The organism is Streptomyces sp. 3214.6 (genome assembly GCF_900129855.1).
GTDB lineage: Bacteria > Actinomycetota > Actinomycetes > Streptomycetales > Streptomycetaceae > Streptomyces > Streptomyces soliscabiei.
On the sequence record NZ_LT670819.1, the window covers coordinates 9,358,188 to 9,375,451 of the forward strand.

The 17,264-nt window shown below is 67.4% G+C and carries 13 protein-coding genes and 3 pseudogenes; 13 read left to right on the forward strand and 3 right to left on the reverse strand.

What is annotated here, in order from left to right; translation table 11 throughout:
• The first annotated feature begins 151 nt into the window (after nt 1-151).
• Together B5557_RS42300 and B5557_RS42305 are read left to right on the forward strand one after the other, a co-directional pair.
• Complete coding sequence (locus B5557_RS42300; protein WP_079665281.1) at nt 152-886, forward strand: sigma factor; 735 nt, start codon at nt 152-154, stop codon at nt 884-886.
• Nucleotides 887-1,029: 143 nt separating this feature from the next.
• Nucleotides 1,030-1,515 carry a MarR family winged helix-turn-helix transcriptional regulator gene (locus B5557_RS42305; RefSeq protein WP_079664488.1) on the forward strand — a complete coding sequence of 162 codons (486 nt, stop codon included), beginning with the start codon at nt 1,030-1,032 and terminating at the stop codon, nt 1,513-1,515.
• Nucleotides 1,516-1,645: 130 nt separating this feature from the next.
• Here B5557_RS42305 and B5557_RS42310 read toward each other — a convergent pair whose 3' ends face one another.
• Complete coding sequence (locus tag B5557_RS42310; RefSeq protein ID WP_231976174.1) at nt 1,646-1,987, reverse strand: antibiotic biosynthesis monooxygenase family protein; 342 nt, start codon at nt 1,985-1,987, stop codon at nt 1,646-1,648.
• A gap of 285 nt (nt 1,988-2,272) precedes the next feature.
• On the opposite strand from B5557_RS42310, the pseudogene B5557_RS42315 reads away from it, so the two are divergent.
• The 7 genes and pseudogenes from B5557_RS42315 to B5557_RS42345 all read left to right on the forward strand — a co-directional run bounded on the left by B5557_RS42315 (nt 2,273) and on the right by B5557_RS42345 (nt 9,859).
• Nucleotides 2,273-2,729 (forward strand): annotated as a pseudogene (locus B5557_RS42315) (cupin domain-containing protein).
• Nucleotides 2,730-2,893: 164 nt separating this feature from the next.
• Nucleotides 2,894-3,664, forward strand: coding sequence for a DUF427 domain-containing protein (locus tag B5557_RS42320; protein WP_079665282.1), 771 nt, complete (start codon nt 2,894-2,896; stop codon nt 3,662-3,664).
• A 188-nt stretch (nt 3,665-3,852) separates the two neighbouring features.
• Nucleotides 3,853-5,787, forward strand: coding sequence for an ATP-binding protein (locus B5557_RS42325; RefSeq protein WP_079664490.1), 1,935 nt, complete (start codon nt 3,853-3,855; stop codon nt 5,785-5,787).
• Between the two features lie 94 nt (nt 5,788-5,881).
• Nucleotides 5,882-7,147: an IS21 family transposase gene (gene istA / locus B5557_RS42330; RefSeq protein ID WP_079657744.1), complete on the forward strand. Its 1,266-nt coding sequence runs from the start codon at nt 5,882-5,884 to the stop codon at nt 7,145-7,147.
• Nucleotides 7,147-8,007, forward strand: a complete 861-nt coding sequence (gene istB / locus B5557_RS42335) for an IS21-like element helper ATPase IstB (protein ID WP_079657743.1) — start codon at nt 7,147-7,149, stop codon at nt 8,005-8,007. Before istA ends, istB begins: the two co-directional genes overlap by 1 nt.
• A 64-nt stretch (nt 8,008-8,071) precedes the next feature.
• On the forward strand, nt 8,072-8,938 hold the full coding sequence (locus tag B5557_RS42340) for a helix-turn-helix domain-containing protein (RefSeq protein WP_079657742.1): 867 nt from the start codon (nt 8,072-8,074) through the stop codon (nt 8,936-8,938).
• 207 nt (nt 8,939-9,145) lie between these two features.
• Entirely contained in the window at nt 9,146-9,859 is a 714-nt protein-coding gene (locus B5557_RS42345; RefSeq protein ID WP_079657741.1) for a sigma-70 family RNA polymerase sigma factor, read from the forward strand.
• Between the two features lie 312 nt (nt 9,860-10,171).
• Here B5557_RS42345 and B5557_RS42350 read toward each other — a convergent pair whose 3' ends face one another.
• Together B5557_RS42350 and B5557_RS42355 are read right to left on the reverse strand one after the other, a co-directional pair.
• The gene (locus B5557_RS42350; protein ID WP_079657740.1) at nt 10,172-12,916 is read right to left on the reverse strand and encodes an AAA family ATPase; all 2,745 of its coding nucleotides are present in this window, start codon (nt 12,914-12,916) and stop codon (nt 10,172-10,174) included.
• A 104-nt stretch (nt 12,917-13,020) separates the two neighbouring features.
• Entirely contained in the window at nt 13,021-13,857 is an 837-nt protein-coding gene (locus B5557_RS42355) for a hypothetical protein (RefSeq protein WP_159424505.1), read from the reverse strand.
• Nucleotides 13,858-14,648: 791 nt separating this feature from the next.
• On the opposite strand from B5557_RS42355, the gene B5557_RS42360 reads away from it, so the two are divergent.
• From B5557_RS42360 to B5557_RS46430, 4 genes and pseudogenes are all read left to right on the forward strand, one after another.
• Nucleotides 14,649-14,891, forward strand: a complete 243-nt coding sequence (locus B5557_RS42360) for a DUF5133 domain-containing protein (RefSeq protein WP_079657738.1) — start codon at nt 14,649-14,651, stop codon at nt 14,889-14,891.
• A 597-nt stretch (nt 14,892-15,488) separates the two neighbouring features.
• Nucleotides 15,489-16,008: pseudogene (locus B5557_RS46425) on the forward strand (hypothetical protein).
• A gap of 785 nt (nt 16,009-16,793) precedes the next feature.
• Nucleotides 16,794-17,099 (forward strand): hypothetical protein, encoded by a 306-nt coding sequence (locus B5557_RS42370; RefSeq protein ID WP_159424506.1) that lies wholly within the window; start codon nt 16,794-16,796, stop codon nt 17,097-17,099.
• 13 nt (nt 17,100-17,112) lie between these two features.
• A pseudogene (locus B5557_RS46430) lies at nt 17,113-17,264 on the forward strand (hypothetical protein); the annotation flags it as partial.

Sequence of the window (17,264 nt, forward strand, 5' to 3'; positions counted from 1 at the left end):
GGGGTTGTCCCGGGTCCTCCGGTTTCCCTAGGGGACCCCATGGGGTCCCTACGGACTCGACCACGGGCACCAAGGGCGCGGTGAGCAGTGCTGTGGACCGAGGGTGGAACCAACGCCCTCGATGGGCGCCGCCCACGAAGAGGAGTCCTCGATGTCCGCGCCCAGCCCGGAGGCGACGACGCACGCCGAACCGCCTGTCGCCCAGCCAGCCGAGGACGACCTGGACCTCGCCCTCGACGACTTTCTGGCCCAGCGGACACGGCTGTTCCGCATCGCCTACCAAATCCTCGGCGACGTTTCGGGAGCCGAGGACGTGGTCCAGGAGGTGTGGCTGCGCTGGCAGCTCACCCACCGCGCGTCGATCGAGAATCCGGCCGCGTTCCTGACCACGGCAACGACCCGTCTGGCGATCAACGTGATTCAGTCCGCGTGGCACCGCCACGAAATCCCGGCCGAGTCGCAGTTGGTCGGCCTCGGCGACCGGGCCGCCCAGGATCCCGTGCTGCGTGCTGAGCAAGCCGTGGCCGTCGAGGCGGCATTGGCCCTGCTCATGGCGAGGCTGACGCCGGAGGGGCTGGCCGCCTACCTACTGCGGAAGAGCTTCGACTACGCCTATGCCGATCTTGCGAGATTGCTTCGGATCAGCGCCCCGAACGCACGGGTAATGGTCCACCGCGCGCAAGTCCGCCTGGAATCCGGCCGCGAGCGACCGGTCCCTGCTGAGTCACACCGTCGCCTCGCCGCCGCTTTCCGGACCGCGGTCGGCACCGGTGACCTGGAAGGCCTCATACAACTGCTCGCCCCCGACGGCCACGTGCACCGCCTGCTGCCGCCGACTCCTCGATCGCTTCGTCCGGGTCACCCATCGGCCAGACAAGCGGCATAGGGAACATGGCTGTCACAACGATGGCCGCTGGCCTGTCTACTCGGTACAGGCAAGCGGCGGCGGCTCAACGCCGCTTCCTCCTGCTGGGACGTCGTTCCGGCAGAAGCGGTCGGGCGCTGCGGACAGCATGGAGGCCATCCCCGATGAGTGACGATGCCACGTTGATCACGCAGTGGAACACACTGACCCTTGTCCATCGCCGGATCGAGACCCGGATCGAGCGACACCTTCATCAACATCTGGGCCTGGGGGTCAGCGAGTTCTACGCCCTTCGCGCCTTGTGGGAGGGCGTGCGGGCGGGTACGGGCTTGCTGTACCTCAACGACCTGGCCAACGGGATAGGGCTGAGCCAGTCCGCCACCAGCCGTCTCGTGGCGCGTCTGCGGGACCGCGGGCTGATCACCACGCACACCTCGTTGCACGACCGTCGGAGTGTCGAAACGGAACTCACCGCCGTCGCACACGACGTACTGAGGGTGGGTTCGCCGCTCCTCCACCAGGCGGTCGAGGAGGCCGTGCGGGAACTCGACGCGGGGGACACCGACGAAGACCTGCTCCGCTATCTCCGGGGAAGCACGTACGGCGCGGCCCCTCAACCGGATGAGGAACAAGTCCCCGCACTGGGGTGAGCGGCGGCCCGGTCTCGAGACACCATCGTGTGCGTGACGGCGCCGTGGAAGGGCGCCGGCTGGCGGTGGCCGAGCCCCGTCGCCCCTTGAATGGTTACGACTGGCTCAACTCACCGCCCTGCGGCCGAAGTCAGGAGGGTTGAAGTTCGACCACGACGCGATACCCAGCGGGTTCTGAGGTGATGTGAAGACCGGGATCATCGAACATGCGCCGTAGCGAGGCGAGCCACTCGGGGTCGGCGGTGGCTCTGTCGAGCGCGGTGCCCGAACTCCATTCGGCGATGTGCACGAACCGCACCTCCGGCGCGTCGACGAGCGCCCTGTGCAGGCGGGAGCGAAGAAAACCAGGTTGGGTCGACATGATCCGGGCGTTCTCCCGGTACACGTCGATGAAGTACTCGGCTTCCCCCGCTGGCACCGTGTAGTTCTTGATCAAGGTGACGGGCTCATCAATGTCGGTCTTCGACTGCAAGGATTGACTCATACTTGTGAAGACCGATCACGTCCCGCAGTTGTGACATTGAACTGGCCGTCGGACGCCTTCCACCTCCGAAGAGCCAAGCGGTGCTCTGACCGCAACGCCGCTGCGCGTTCTGACGTCGAGCCCGCGATCGGCTGGAGCCCGTCGGCTCCGCTGTCACAGATCTGGGCATCGCTCGGTCTGGATATACGAGCCGTTGTCGCGACTGACTATGCGGTCACGCTTGGGGCGGACGGCATGGCGTCCGCTCGTGGACATACTGGAGGGTGTTTCTCAGTGTCGGAGAATGCGCATCACGGGCATGGGCACGGTTCATGGGGATGGTGGCGAGGACGGGCCGAGTTGGACCAGGGCGGCGAAGCTGCTGCAGGATGCCGCGCCGATCACCGTTCAGGAGGGTGCCTCGGCCATGACCATTCATGTGCACTGGGAGCCTGGGGACCCCGGCACTCCGCCGCATCGTCACTCCGGCCCGGCGTTCGGGTACGTCACCAAGGGTGCGGTGCGTTTCGAGCTGGAGGGGGAGCCGGAGCGTGTCGTCGAGGCGGGCGGCACGTTCTGGGAGCCGGGCGGTGACGCGATTCATTACCAGGACGGCAACGCCCTGGCCGACGAGACGACCGAGTTCGTGGTCACCATGATGTGCGCGCCGGGCAAGCCCATGCTCGAACTCGTCGAGGAAGAGGAACTCAAGCAGCGCGCCCACCTCCGCGCCCCGCGACCCACCGCCTGACCTCGACTCCGCAAACGTGACCCAGCAGATTGCACCGAGCTGGGACACCATGTGACAACAACCTGGTGACGCACCACCAGGCCCACCCCAGAGCATCAACTGAGTGGATGTGTGGCCCTTTCTCCGGAGGGCGCACAGCCGGCGAATCAATCAAGGTGATCACCATGGCAACCGAGAGTGTTCTGCATCCAAGCCTGATCGTTCCGATCGGGCACGTCGAGCCCGTGCCCCGCCGTATCCGCGGCACGATCGGTGGCCGCGTCGCCTTCGACACCCGCCGTGCCCTGTACGTGTGGGAATGGCAGGCCTACCCTCAGTTCAGCATCCCGATCGAGGACCTTGTGGACGGCGTGCTCCAAGACGACAACCACACGGAACAGCTCGGTGCCGGACCGGCACACCGACACACTCTGCGGGTAGGCCCTCACGTCCGCGCAGGCGCGGCCTGGCTCTGGGGCGAGGGCGCCCCGGGACCCTTGCATGACACCGTACGCTTCGAGTGGGAGGCCCTGGACGCGTGGTTCGAGGAAGACGAGCCCGTCTTCGTTCATCCCAGGAGCCCCTACTCCCGTGTGGACGCCCTGCGTTCCACCAGCAGCGTTCGTGTGGAGCTGGATGGTGTGTTGCTGGCGGAGGCCCCCAATTGTGTGAAACTGTTCGAAACGGGCCTGCCCACCCGTTACTACCTTGATCGCAACTACGTCGACTGGACCCGACTGCGGCATTCAGACACCGTGACCCGATGTCCCTACAAGGGGACGACGAGCAGTTACTGGTCCTTCGACAGCGACAGGTCCTCCCATGAGGACATCGCCTGGGGCTACGACTTTCCGACCATTCACGCCAACCGCATCGCGGGGCTGACTGCGTTCTACAACGAGCACGTCGACCTGTACGTCGATGGTGTCCTACTGCCGAGGTCCACTCACGGCTGACCGTCTGGTTTCGGCTCTTCCGCTTGTGGAGGAGGGCGGCCGCAGGGTCGCGGATACTGCAGGGGGCTACAGGCCAGGGCTGATGGATACGGCTCGCGAACACTCGTGGTCCTGTCGTGTGAGTAGGGATAGATTTTGAGACAGCGCGTACACGAGGCCGAGGGTATGGTGACAGCCGGGAGGCTGCCATGGGGAGAGGCGGAGCGCGGGCCGGGCTCGTCGGGCGCCGGAACGAGTGCCGATATCTCGACCACCTCTTGGCAGAAGCCAGGGCCGGGCAGAGCGGGGTCCTGGTGGTGCGTGGTGAGGCAGGGATCGGGAAGACCGAACTGCTGAACTACCTGATCGAGCGTGCCATCGGTTGCCGTGTCGTCCGGGCGGCCGGCGTCCAGTCCGAAATGGAGCTCTCCTACGCTGGACTGCACCAACTCTGCGCTCCGCTGTTGTCCCACCTCGATGATCTTCCTGAACCGCAGCAGAACGCGCTGCGCACGGCTTTCGGGATGCAGGCCGGTGATGCGCCTGATCGTTTTCTGGTGGGGCTGGCGACTCTCAGTCTTCTTGCCGGCGCCGTCGGTGACGAGCCGCTCGTCTGTCTCGTGGATGACGCGCAATGGCTGGACCGCGTGTCGGCCCAGACGCTGGAGTTCGTCGCTCGTCGGCTGCTTGCCGAATCGGTTCTGCTCGTTCTCGCCGTCCGTGAGTCCGGCCCTCGCGAGGCTTTCACCGACCTGCGAGAGCTTCCCGTGCGCGGGTTGAGCGACAGTGATTCCCGCAGGCTCCTCGAAACGGTGATCACCGGCCCCCTCGACCGGCGCGTGCGGGACCGCATCGTGGCCGAAACGCGCGGCAATCCGCTGGCACTTCTGGAACTGCCGAGGGGCCTGACCGCAGTCGAATTGGCAGGAGGGCTCGCAGGGCTCGAGCGCCGCCCACTGTCCAGCCAGATCGAGAACGGTTTCCTCCGTCGCGTGCAGTCGCTCCCGGCGGAAACGCAACAACTGCTGCTCATCGCCGCGGCAGAGCCGGTCGGTGATGTGGCCTTGCTGCGGCGGGCTGCTGAACGTCTCGGAATCGCTGTGAACACTGCCGAGGCCAGCGCCGAAACGTCCGGACTCATCTCATTCGGTACGTGGGTTCGCTTCCGCCACCCGTTGGTTCGGTCTGCGGCGTATCGCGCCGCCGACTTCGAACAACGGCGACGGGTCCACAAGGCCTTGGCGGACTCGATCGACGCGCAATTCGATCCGGAACGCCGGGTCTGGCACCTGGCGAGCGCGACGACGGGACCGGACGAATCCGTGGCTGCCGAATTGGAGAAAACGGCCGGGCGCGCGCAACTGCGCGGCGGAATCGCCGCGGCGGCGGCCTTCCTCCAGCGAGCCACCGAACTGACCTCGGACCCCGCCCGCCGGGGGCCCCGGGCGTTGGCTGCGGCGCAGGCCAAGTATCAAGCAGGCGCTTTCGACGTTGCGCGGGAGCTGGTGGACGCGGCGGAACTGAGCCGCCTCGACGACGTCAGCTCCGCGCAAGCCATGCTGCTCCGCGGGCAGATCATGTCCGTCTCCCAAAGCGCCAGTGCCGGACTACCGCTGCTGCTCAAAGCAGCCGAGCGGCTCCAGGCATTCGACGCCAAGCTCGCCCGTGAGACCTACCGGGACGCCATCTACGCGGCATTGACCGCAGGCCGACTGGCCGCAGGGGGCGTCCGCGACGTTGCAGAAGCGATGCTGAGCGCACCGTCCTCGACTCACCCCGCGACCCGGGAGGATCTCCTCCTGCAGGGTGTCGCACGGGTGATCACTGAAGGTTACGCCGCTGGTGCGCCGGTTCTTTTGGAGGCCGTGGCCGCCTTCCGCGCGGAGGAGGTCGCGCCGGAGGACGGCCTTGGGTGGCTCCCGCTCGTGTGCCGTATGGCACACACGACTTGGGACTTCGACGCCTGGTCGGAGCTCTCCGCACGGCTGGTCGACATGGGCCGCGACACAGGAGCCCTCGCTATTCTGCCGTCATCCCTCCTGCTCCGTCTGTCGAATCGGGCATTCGCCGGCGACCTGCGGGGCGCCGATTCCCTTGTCGCGGAGGCGAACGCGATCGGTGAGGCGACTCTCGGCAACGGGTGAAACGAGGGCCACGGACGGCGGATGAAAAGTGAGCCACTCTGCGATCTCTTGATCATCCTGACTTCACTGGTGCTGAGGTCGGGAGGAAGAGAGGGTGATCCACGTGGAGGACTGGGCTGAGATCCGCCGCATGCACCGGGTGGAGGGGCTGTCGGCTCGTGCGGTGGCCCGTCAGCTGGGGATCTCCAGGAACACCGTGCTGCGGGCTTTGGCCTCGGACCGTCCGCCGCGGTATCGGCGGGCGCCGAAGGGCTCGGCGGTGGACGCGGTGGAGCCTGCCGTGCGGGAGCTGCTGAAACAGACGCCGACGATGCCCGTGACGGTGATCGCGGAGCGGATCGGCTGGGAGCGGGGGCTGACGATTCTGCGGGAGCGGGTGCGTGAGCTGCGGCCGGCTTATCTGCCGGTGGACCCCGTCTCGCGGACGGTCTATGAGCCGGGTGAGCTCGCGCAGTGCGACCTGTGGTTCCCGGCCGTGGACATCCCGCTCGGTTACGGCCAGAGCGGGCGGCCGCCGGTGCTGGTCATGGTGTCCGGTTATTCGCGGGTGATCACGGCTCGGATGCTGCCCTCACGGCAGACGGGCGATCTGATCGACGCCCACTGGCGGCTGCTGACCGCTTGGGGAGCCGTGCCGAAGATGCTGGTCTGGGACAACGAAGCCGGAGTCGGCAAGGGACGCCTGACCAGCGAGTTTGCCGCGTTCGCGGGCCTGCTCGCCATCCGGGTGCACCTCTGCCGGCCCCGGGACCCGGAGGCGAAGGGCCTGGTCGAGCGCGCGAACGGCTACCTGGAGACCAGCTTCCTGCCCGGCCGCCTCTTCTCCGGCCCGGACGACTTCAATGCCCAGCTGACCGCCTGGCTGCAGATCGCCAACCGGCGCCATCACCGCGTCATCGACGCCCGGCCGATCGACCGTTGGGAGCGCGACCGGGCGTCGATGCTCGCCATCCCGCCCGTCGGCCCGCCCCACTGGTGGCCGCTTCGCACCCGTCTGGGCCGGGACCACTACATCCGCGTCGACACCAACGACTACTCCGTCCACCCCCGCGCGATCGGCCACATCGTCACGGTGCACGCCGACACCGAGGAGATCACCGTGACCTGCGGCGACGACCTGGTGGCCCGTCATGCCCGCTGCTGGGCCAGGCATCAGAGCCTGACCGACCCCGAGCACGCCGCGGCGGCCCGGAACCTGCGCGGTGAGGTGATCCACCAGCAGGCGGCCCGGGCGGCCACCGCCAGGGCCGCGGCCCTGGCCCCCGACAGCCTCGGCATCGAGGTCGAACAACGCGAGCTGGGCACCTACGACCGCATGTTCACCCTCATCGAGGGCGGCGGCGGGAAGGAGGACACCTGATGGCCCCAACCACCGCCCCCGCGAAAACACACCCTCCCACCGCGGACGCGGCCGGCGCGGCCAAGCCCGACGGCCAGAGCGCCCGCACGGGCCGGCAGACCGCCGCCGACCTGGCTTTCCTCGCCCGTGCCATGAAGGCCCCGGCCCTGCTGGACGCCGCCGAGCGCCTGGCCGAACGCGCCCGCACCGAATCGTGGACCCACACCGAGTACCTGGTCGCCTGCCTGCAGCGCGAGGTCTCCGCCCGCGACTCCCACGGCGGCGAGGGCCGCATCCGCGCCGCCCGCTTCCCCGCCATCAAGACCATCGAGGAGCTCGATCTCACTCATCTGCGTGGTCTGACGCGCCAACAACTCGCACACCTGGGAACATTGGACTTCATAGCGGCCAAAGAGAACGCCGTCTTCCTGGGACCGCCGGGCACCGGCAAGACCCACCTGGCGACCGGACTCGCCGTCCGGGCCTGCCAGGCCGGCCACCGGGTCGCGTTCGCCACCGCCGCCCAGTGGGTCGACCGCCTTGCCGCCGCCCACCAGAGCGGCCGGCTCCAAGACGAACTGGTCAAGCTCGGCCGCTACCCGCTGATCGTGATCGACGAGGTCGGCTACATCCCGTTCGAGGCCGAGGCCGCGAACCTGTTCTTCCAGCTCGTCTCGAACAGATACGAGAGAGCCAGCGTGATCGTCACCTCGAACAAACCCTTCGGACGCTGGGGAGAGACCTTCGGCGACGAGACCGTCGCCGCCGCCATGATCGACCGACTCGTCCACCACGCCGAGGTCCACTCCCTCAAAGGCGAGTCCTACCGCATGAAGGGCCGCGAACTCGGCCGCGTCCCCACCGCCACCGACAACGACTGACGAACAACCGAGGCCGCACAGTGGCTCACGATTGAACCGTTCGAACTGGTCCCAAATTCAGCCGTTGCCGACAGCGACGGGCAGCAGTTTCTTCGCGCACTACGGCGCACTGGTTCTGGAACCCTTCAAGGGGCGGGAGTCCACGACCTATCAGGCGATCGAAGCGCTCACGCAAGACCGTCTCCTGCAGGACGAGGGAAAGGTGACGACAGCCACGCAATGGGCCTTGGCAGTGCTCTACAACGGCCTTGGGCGATACGAAGAGGCCTACGCGTGCGCAGAACGTGGATGCGAGAACCCCCAGGAACTCGGCTTGTCCCTCCAGTCCAGGGTGGAACTGGTCGAAGCAGCCGTACGGTTGGGGCGAACACCCAGGGCGGCCGAAGCCGCGCGGATGATCGAAGAGATGGCCCAGGCCAGCAAGACCACCTGGGCACTCGGTATTTCGGCGGCTACCCGTGCCCTGGTGAGCGACGGAAGGACAGCCGAGGATCTGCACCGAGAAGCCATCGAGCTGCTCGACAGCACGCAGGCCCGGATGGACAGCGCCCGCGCCCGACTCAGATACGGTGAGTGGCTGCGAAGTGAAGGTCGATCAGCGGACGCTCGTGAACGGCTGAGCGAAGCGCACGAGATGCTCAGCGAGGCGGGCGCCGAGGCATTCGCGGAGCGCGCACGACGTGAGCTCCAGGCTGCGGGAGCGAAGGTGCGCAAACGAGCCTCAGTCGCGCCGGCGGTCCTCACGCCAAAAGAAGTCGAGATCGCGCGGCTTGCCAAGGAGGGTTTCACCAACCCGGAGATCGGCGCCCGACTGTTCCTCAGCCCCCATACGGTCGATTGGCATTTGCGCAAGGTGTTCGCGAAGTTGGGTATCTCCTCCCGCAAAGAGATCTCTTCGGTGCGGCCGGAAGGCCTGACGGCCACACGCTAGCCGTGTTCAACACGTCGCCCGCGCTCGGCGTAGGTCCTGTCCAAGCCCACGGCCGAGCGGGGCGCCCACGGACTCACCACGGCATCACCACGCAGTTCCCCACGGGGTCCCACGGAGCCTTGAAGGCGCGGGCCACGCGTGCTCGGCGCGAGGTTGGTCGCAGCTCGAATTTCCGGGTTGCTGACCCACCCAGCGGAGGATCCAACCATGGACAGGTACCTGCTCGAAGCCGGACAATTGCCGATGGCCGGCGGTCACGCATCGCCCTCGACAATTGATGATCTGGAGGATGCGGCGTCCATATACCTGCGGAATCGGCCGGCACTCCTCAAGATCGCCCATCGCATCCTCGACAACGAGAGCGAGGCCGAAGAGGTGGTCCAGGAGGTATGGCTGCGACTGCAGTGCACCGATCGAACGTCAGTGCGACGCCCCCAGGCGCTACTGCGGACGATCACCGTCAGGCTGGCGATCAACTCGGTCCAATCGGCGTACAGACGCCGGGAACGCAGCGCCACCCCTTGGCTTCCGGAGGCATTGGACCCGAGCCCCAGCCCGGAATCAGGAGCCGAGCAGCAAGACACCGTGGAGCGAGCGGTCTCTCTGCTTCTGGAGACGTTGACACCTCCGCAGCGCACAGCCTTCGTCCTCCGGGAGGGGTTCGGTTATCCGTACGAGCGGATTGCCGGCCTTCTGCATCTCAGCGTCGCCAACGCCAGGCAGCAGGTCACTCGCGCACAACGGCGACTGGGTGCGAAGCGTCACCGGCAACCGGTGGACTCCATCAGCCATCGCCGTCTTGTGCAGGCCTTCCTCGCGGCGGCACAGGGAGGCAACCTGGCCCGCCTGGAGCAGGCCCTCCTGACGGAGACCGGCCCGACAGGTCGAGCCACGAGGCCGGCCGGGGTGCAGGCCGCGTAAGAACGTGTTCGGACTCATCGGCGCCGTTTCTGGTCTACCCCATGGATTGATTACCGTCCCTTTTCCGAGAGACCCGGGGCGTTTGCAGTGTCGACCGGACTGAGTCAGCGATTTCCCCCTTGAAGGGCGGCTGACATCAGGTTCCCGCAGAGAGGCACCTGGTCGCGCCCTTGACAGGCCGTAGGTGGCTTCGTGGTCACCCCGTGGAGAGTCCCTGGGGCTGGTCCGTCAAGTCGCTGGACTGTTGGTCTCGCGTCGGTGGCCAGCGGCTCCATCACTGCCGAGATCAGTGGGTCCGGGGCGGCGTACCGGTCAGAACGCCGTGCGCAGGAGCCGGCGAGAAGTGATGTTGAGTTTGGCGTACACCTTGCGCAGGTGCCATTCCACGGTGTGGGGGCTGAGGAACAGCTGCGCGCCGATCTCGGTGTTGGTGAGCCCCGCACGGGCCAGTTGCGCGATCTGCGTTTCCTGGGGGGTCAGCGTCGCCGGGGCGGCACCAGTCCGACGGGTCACGGTCTCGCCGGCGGCCCGCAGTTCGCGGACGGAGCGCTCGGCGAAGGCGCCGGCGCCGAATTGACTGAAGAGGGTGTGCGCCATGCGAAGTTGCTCGCGGGCGTCGACGCGGCGGTTCTGCCGGCGCAGCCATTCGCCGTACACCAGGTGTGCCCGTGCCAGATCCGTCCTGACCCGAGTACGTCCGAGTCGCTCGATAGCCTCGCGGTAGAGCTCTTCGGCAGAGTCCTCCTGGCCGAGCAGAGCCTGCGAGCGTGCCTGAACCCCCAAGGCCCAGTCCGTGCCCGCGGCTTCGGTGGCCCGGGTCAGTTCGGCCAGTGCGGCCTCGGCCGCCTCACGGTGACCGCTGCGAACTGCGGCCTCCACCAGTTCAGTCAATCCCCAGTTGTATACGGCGACATCCTGCGGGTGCGCGCTCGCCTGACGGGCGGAGTCGAATGCCTCCTCGTATCGGCCCAAACCGTTGTAGAGCACTGCTGCGGCCCGATGGCCGACGGACAGGCCGGCGCCTTCACCGCGATTGATGGCCTCGTCCTGGCTGGCCCTGATAAGCGTTACGGCCTCGCGTTCCCTTCCTTGCCAGGCGGCGAGGGTAATCGTTCCGTAGGGCGTGAAGCTGTTGCTGCCGGCGGCCTCCTGGACACTGAGGCTCTCCGCGATGAGTAGTTCCGCCGCGTCCAGTTCACCGGCGAACGTGTGGACGACTGACCGTGAGTGGAGCGCGAGGGGCAACTCTGTCAGCGCGCCGACGGCGCGGGTGGTCTGCACGTGGCGTGTCGCCAGCTCAGTCCAACCTTCGTCGTCCCACATATCGGCAGCGAGGGCGCCGCCCAACCATGACCAGCGCAGGACCTGCTCGGGGTCGGTCTCCTGACGGAGCCCGGTCACCGCGTCACGCGCGCCGACGACGGCGTCGCGGTACCCACTGGTGAACCGGGTGGCCAAGGCATCCATGAGAAGGTCGGCGTTGCGTGGCGGCCGTGTGTTGGACGGTGACGTCCTGTGCGCCGCTTCCGCCACCTCTCGCACCGTAGCCCCAACAGCGAGCCGCCCTGCGAACATAGCCGCTGACACGGTGTCCAGAAACGTCTCGCGAGCCAGGCCGACGTCCAGCGGCACCAAGCGCTGCGCGGCGGCCAGCAGGAGGGGGAGCGCTTCGGCGCCGCGGCTGGAGGCGAAGGCGATCTGAGCGTGGGTGAGGTGCACGCGAGCGTGACCGATCTCGTCCAGGACTCCGCTCTCGGCGAGGGTCAGCAGATCACGCGCCGCGGCTGGTGCACCGGCGCGAAGCTTCGCTTGAGCTGCCGCGAGGGCACGCGTCGCTTTCCGCCGGGGCTGCGGAGTCAATACAGCCGCGTGTGCGAGAAACGCCGCGGCCGCGGCGGTGCCGCCGCGCGCCTGCGCCCGCACGGCGGATGACTCCAGTTCGGCGGCGATCGCCTCGTCGGGCCGCACGGTTGATCGTGCCAGGTGCCATGCACGCCGGTCGGGATCGTGGCCGGGGTCGGTCACCTCTGCCAGGACACGGTGGATCTCTCGCAGCTCCGCGAGTTCGGCCGACCGGTAGATTGCCGAGCGCAGAAGCGGATGCTTGAAACGCACCAGAGCACCGATGTCGAACAGCCCCGCTGCCACTGCCGGGCCTGCCGCTTCAGGATCGATGTCCAGGAGCGCCGCTGCGCGTCTGAGGAGTGTCACGTCGCCGATCGGTTCGGCGGCGGCTGCCAGCAGCAGTCGCTGCGTCGAGGGCGGGAGCGAGCGGACCCGCTCGAGGTAGCTCCGCTCGATGCGGCCGGTCACCGGTCCGGGGTCCGGCAGGCCGAATCCGTCAATGGCTTCCGTCTCTTCCCGGCTGTGCGGAAGTTCCAGAAGTGCGAGGGGGTTGCCGCGGGCTTCCGCGAGGATTCGGTCGCGGACTCGTTCGTCCAAGGGGCCGCCGGCCTCCGAAGCCAGAAGCGCGAGGGCGTCGCTGTTGTCGAGGCCGTCGATCGTCAGTTCAGGCAGTCCGGCGAACTCGTCGCGTGCCTTCAGTTCACGCGTGGCGAACACCAGTGCGAGGGATTCAGCGAGCATCCGCCGTGTCACGAAGGCCAGGGTCTGTGCGGATACCCGGTCGAGCCACTGCGCGTCGTCCACCAAGCAGAACAGCGGCTTCTCGGCGGCCACCTCGGTCAGCAGTCCGAGTACGGCGAGACCGACCAGGAACCGGTCCGGTGGTGGGCCGGTGCTGACCCCGAACGCAGTGGTCAGCGCTTCTTGCTGCGGAAGCGGAAGAGAGGCGGCGTGACCGAGGAATGGTGCACACAACTGGTGCAGGCCTGCGAACGGGAGTTCCATCTCCGACTCGGCACCCGCACTACGAGCGACGCGGTATCCGGCGACGTACCCAGCCAGATGATCGAGCAGAGCAGACTTTCCTATTCCCGCTTCACCGCGTAGGACAAGAGCTGAGCTCTGCCCGGCCTCGACTTTCGACGCCAGCTCCTCAAGCGCATTGCACTCGCGGCGCCGACCGCGCAGTTGCTTACGACCCTGTCCGCTCACCTTGACCCCCTACGGGAGGATAACAACACCGTAGTCGATCAAGGCCGAAATGATGACGTCACGGTGAGCTCCGGTTCGGGGACGCAAAGGGAGTTCCGGCATTGTCAGGGTGCCGAACTGCTCAACCCCGGATCGCCGGCCGGCGGATGTGCTGCCGATCGCTGCACAGGCGCGGTCGTACCCTTCAGCGGCCAACGGCGGCTGACACCCACATGCAAAAGCACGCCCGAGCCCATGGCGTTCACGCAGACATGGGACACCCATCCCTCGGCACTCGAGGTTGTCCAGGTGAGCGTGCCCGCATAGGTGATCAGCCCGCCGAAGAGCCCAGCACCCACAACCACCGAGACGCAGAGAGTCGTCGCCCGCTCCCACCCGGCGGACATCCGGGAGCGGAAGGCTCCCTCGAAGAGCATGGCCACCAGCAGCCCGGCTGCGCTGAAACTGGTAACGGTCGCAAGGATGGTACGTGCCGCCACGCCGAACAAACCGTCGAGCAGAGCGAGACTGAACGCCGTTCCGGCGAAAACGAGCAGATTCCCCAGAGTGATCCGAAGCCATCGCCGGCCGAGTTTGTTCAACGGCCAGCCACGCCAAACGATGAAGAACCAAACCTGCCACGCCCCGCACAGTGCGAACACGGCACTGAGGTCCTCGTGCGAGAAGGGACCATCCTGACTGATCAGGCCGGAGCTCGCCGGCGCGCGGAATCCGTACGCCGTGTACTGCACGAGGAGAGCCAGTCCCCAGGAGAGTGCCAGCGCTGCGAAACCCGCGACCAGCCTGGGCAGTCGCTTGAACGGCCAGCCCTCGCACACGAGGGTGAGTTGCAGCATCGCGGTGAAGACCGTGAGTCCCAGCGGTATCGCGGCGGGGTACAAGGGTGCGCTGCCGAGTTCCGGAGTGGGGTCGAAGAGGCCGGACACGTCGAAATGGCCCACGATCACCTGGCCGACGGCCGCCAGGGCAACACCCCGCCGCTGCAATCAAAAGCGTGTCCACAAGGGCCGACCAACCAGGGCGCAGGTTCGAACCCGGCCAGTCCTCCCACCAGAACGCGACCATGGAGAGAACCGGCAGTGCGAACGTCATCAGTGGCGAGAGGATGACCACCGCACTCTCGGCGCCGTCCGGACCGAAGGCGAGCAGTGCGGCCAGTGGAACGACTACCAGTAGCCCGGCAAATCCAAGACCCGGCTGCGCGGCAAGGCGTGCACGTTCGGCGTTGAGGAAGGCCTCGGAGTGCCGGAGTCGGGGGTCGTTATCGTCGGCTGGTCGGGCAGCCTCTGGAACCAGATGCGTCTCGCGAAAAGTCCCGCGCCTGGATTGGACTTTTGATTTATCCATGAAACGCACCATGAGATGTTGTCCCGTGTGTCTCTGCGGTCGAGTATCGGTCGTGCCACAGTAAATCCGTAGTCAGAAAGGGACTTTGAGCTCTGACCGGGGCAGCCCGACCATAGAGACCGAGTGCCTGTCCCAGGTGTGACACTGTGTTGGCGAGCGGCCAGCGCGTGAAAGTTCGTCCCTCCCGCCGTGGTGTCACAACAGGTGCTCTGGGTGGTCCTTGTGTGAGGGCGGCCAACTGAGCCGCCGACTCGCCGAATCAGTGCGTGTGAAGGCAGGCTCCATTTTTGCGCCCTCTGTTGGGGGGAGTTGGCGTGCGGTGGTCAACATGCCGGAGCAGTAAGGACGCCTGAAGGACTGTGTTGCAAGAGGAGAGGGAACCGCAGTGATCGTTCCTGTGGAGAAGGAAGTGCGCATTGCGCTCGCCCGGTTCGCGCAAGCGCGGATCGAGTACGACGTCTGTCCCACTGGCCGGACCAGCCGGGCTCTGGAGGACGCGAAGTACACGCTGTGTGTCATTACCGGAGTGCGTACCGCCGAGCAGGCGCTGGTTGCGGCAGACACACTGCTGGAGCAGTACAGCACCCGCCGGAGGGGAAGTGATCGTCCCGACTGGCCCGATCGCTGAGGGGTGGCCGGTCATCTGTGCTGTTGGGTCGGCGGGTCGAAGTCCCGGCACCGCAAGGCGTTCCGATCCGTATCGCGGCCTCGCGCGAGGATCCACCGAGTCATGTGGGTGTTCAACCCGCGCAAGATCTACGCCTTCCTCGACTCCCGCTCGCGGTACGCCACCGCGTCGGGCATGCCAACCCCCGTTTACTCAGAGGACGTTCATGCGCATCCTGGCACGTCTGGGAGCCGTCGGTGCTGTGCTCGCCGCTGTCTCCCTCCCCGCAGGCCTGACCCACGCGACCCCGGGCGGCCCCGAGGTGGGAAGCACGATCCAGGAACCGGCGGGCACCGATCACGTGCACATCGGTGAGAACCGCGAAACCACGGACGTCGTTCTCGAATCCTTTACGTGCTGCCGCACGGCGCCCCCTTCTCGGAGGACGCCCCCGACCCGGGCTGCGCCATCGAATAGTCGACACCCGGGGGCTGCCAGGTCTCTCCTCGACGCGCCGGTGTTCCCGCCTATGACGTTGCGTGGTGCCGATAGCGAGCCGAATGACATGTCGGGCACGGGACACGGGCGCGACCACGGGGTTGAGGGGCGAGAGAACACATGGTGTCTGTAACCCACGCTGCGCATGAGATCGAGGTCACCGCCGAGAGCCTCCAGGAGGACCTGGCTCGGCTGGAGGTCCAGAAGCAGGCCCTTGAACGGGAGTTGGCCGCGGTCAAGGCGCACCTCGGCTCAGTCCAGCGGGCCCTGGGTGCGCTGCAGACCCTCATGTCCGCCGCCGGGTCGGCACCGCCCGTAGCCGTCGGCGCCACGGGCACGTACGAGACCGGCGGTGCCACCCGCGTGGAGCCCGACGGGAGCCGGCCACGACGGCTCCCGTCGACGAGGCCACGGCCTCCGACGAGGCGGGCGGTCAGCAGAAGTACGGCAAACTCACCGAGCAGATCCTGGACTACTTCGCCGGAGCCGGTGACACCGACGTCCGGGCACGCGAGTCGCCGAGGCGCTCGGCCGTGCCACGGACAGCGGCAGCATCAACGCCGTGCGCAGCACTCTCGACCGCCTGGTCGGCACGTCCCAGATCCGCCGCGCGGGCCGGGGTCTGTACCGCGCCGCGTGAATCCCCGTCGCCGGGGAGCACACGGCGCTCGAACCCGCCAGCGGCGACGCCCGCAGCGGAGCCGGCCTCCCCACGGCTCAGCGGCTGGAACCGCTCCGCTCACGCCCCTGATCCAGCGGGCGACCATCCGTACGCTCCGCGCCGGTGACCGGTTACCACCGCATGACGTTGTGACACGGTGCACCATGGTTGCTACGGTACAAGTATGCGCGACTATACATACGGTGTATAGTGTGGCATGCCAGCTGGCGTGTTCCACGCCATGCCGCCCCCTTCTGTACGGCCGATTGTGATCGGCACCCCTCCCCCTCCCCCCTGGCCGCCGGGCCGTACGGACGGCGCCCCGCGCCCGTACGAGAGGAAGACAGTGAGCCCAGCTCCGCAAGATGAGCGCCATGTCGTGACCGCGAGAGTGCGGGCGGTGGACGGCGTTTCGGAGCGCTTCGCGCGCTCGGCCTCGGTGCCCGGCTCGCCCTGACCGGTGCCGGGAGGGCAAGATCCGCACCACCCTCACGGCCGTCGGGGTCGGGCTCGGAGTCGCCGTGCTGTTGCTCGCCGCGTCGGTACCCACCGCCAGGCACGACCGGGACCGAGCGCATTCACCACCGCATCGACGTCAACCTCGACGACCGCGCCATCAAACCCTCGGCGGGCACGGTGCTGATCAGTGATATCGACACCGTGTTCAGGGACAGAAGATCCGTGGGCGCATGGTGCAGCCGGAGGGGTCCGGCGCACCGCTTCCGCCCGGACTCCTCCGCTATCCACGCCCCGGAGAGATGGTCGTGTCACCAGCACTGCGCAAGCTGCTGGCCGCACCGGGCAGCGAGCTGCTGCGCGAGCGCCTCGCCCACACCGTCGTGGGCGAGGTAGGCGACCCGGGCCTGCTCGACCCCGGCGAGTACGTCTTCTACCTGGGCGGAGATCACATGGTGAACGGCGTCGCGGGCACGCGGCGACTGGACCACTTCGGGAAGGCCTACCCGAAAGAAGCCCTCTCCCCCGAACTCGCCCTGCTCAGCATCGCGGGGATCGTCGTGCTGCTCGCCCCGGTCGGCATCTTCATCCCGCGGCCGTCCGGTTCGCGGTGAGCACCGGGACCGGCGGCTGGCCGCCCTGCGGCTGGTCGGCGCGGACCGTCGGATGACGGCCGGCATCGCCGCGGGCGAGACGCTGCTCAGCACACTGGCCGGTATCGTGCTGGGCGCGATCCTGTTCATGGCGGGCCGTCAGTTCGTCGGGCTGGTGGAGGTTCA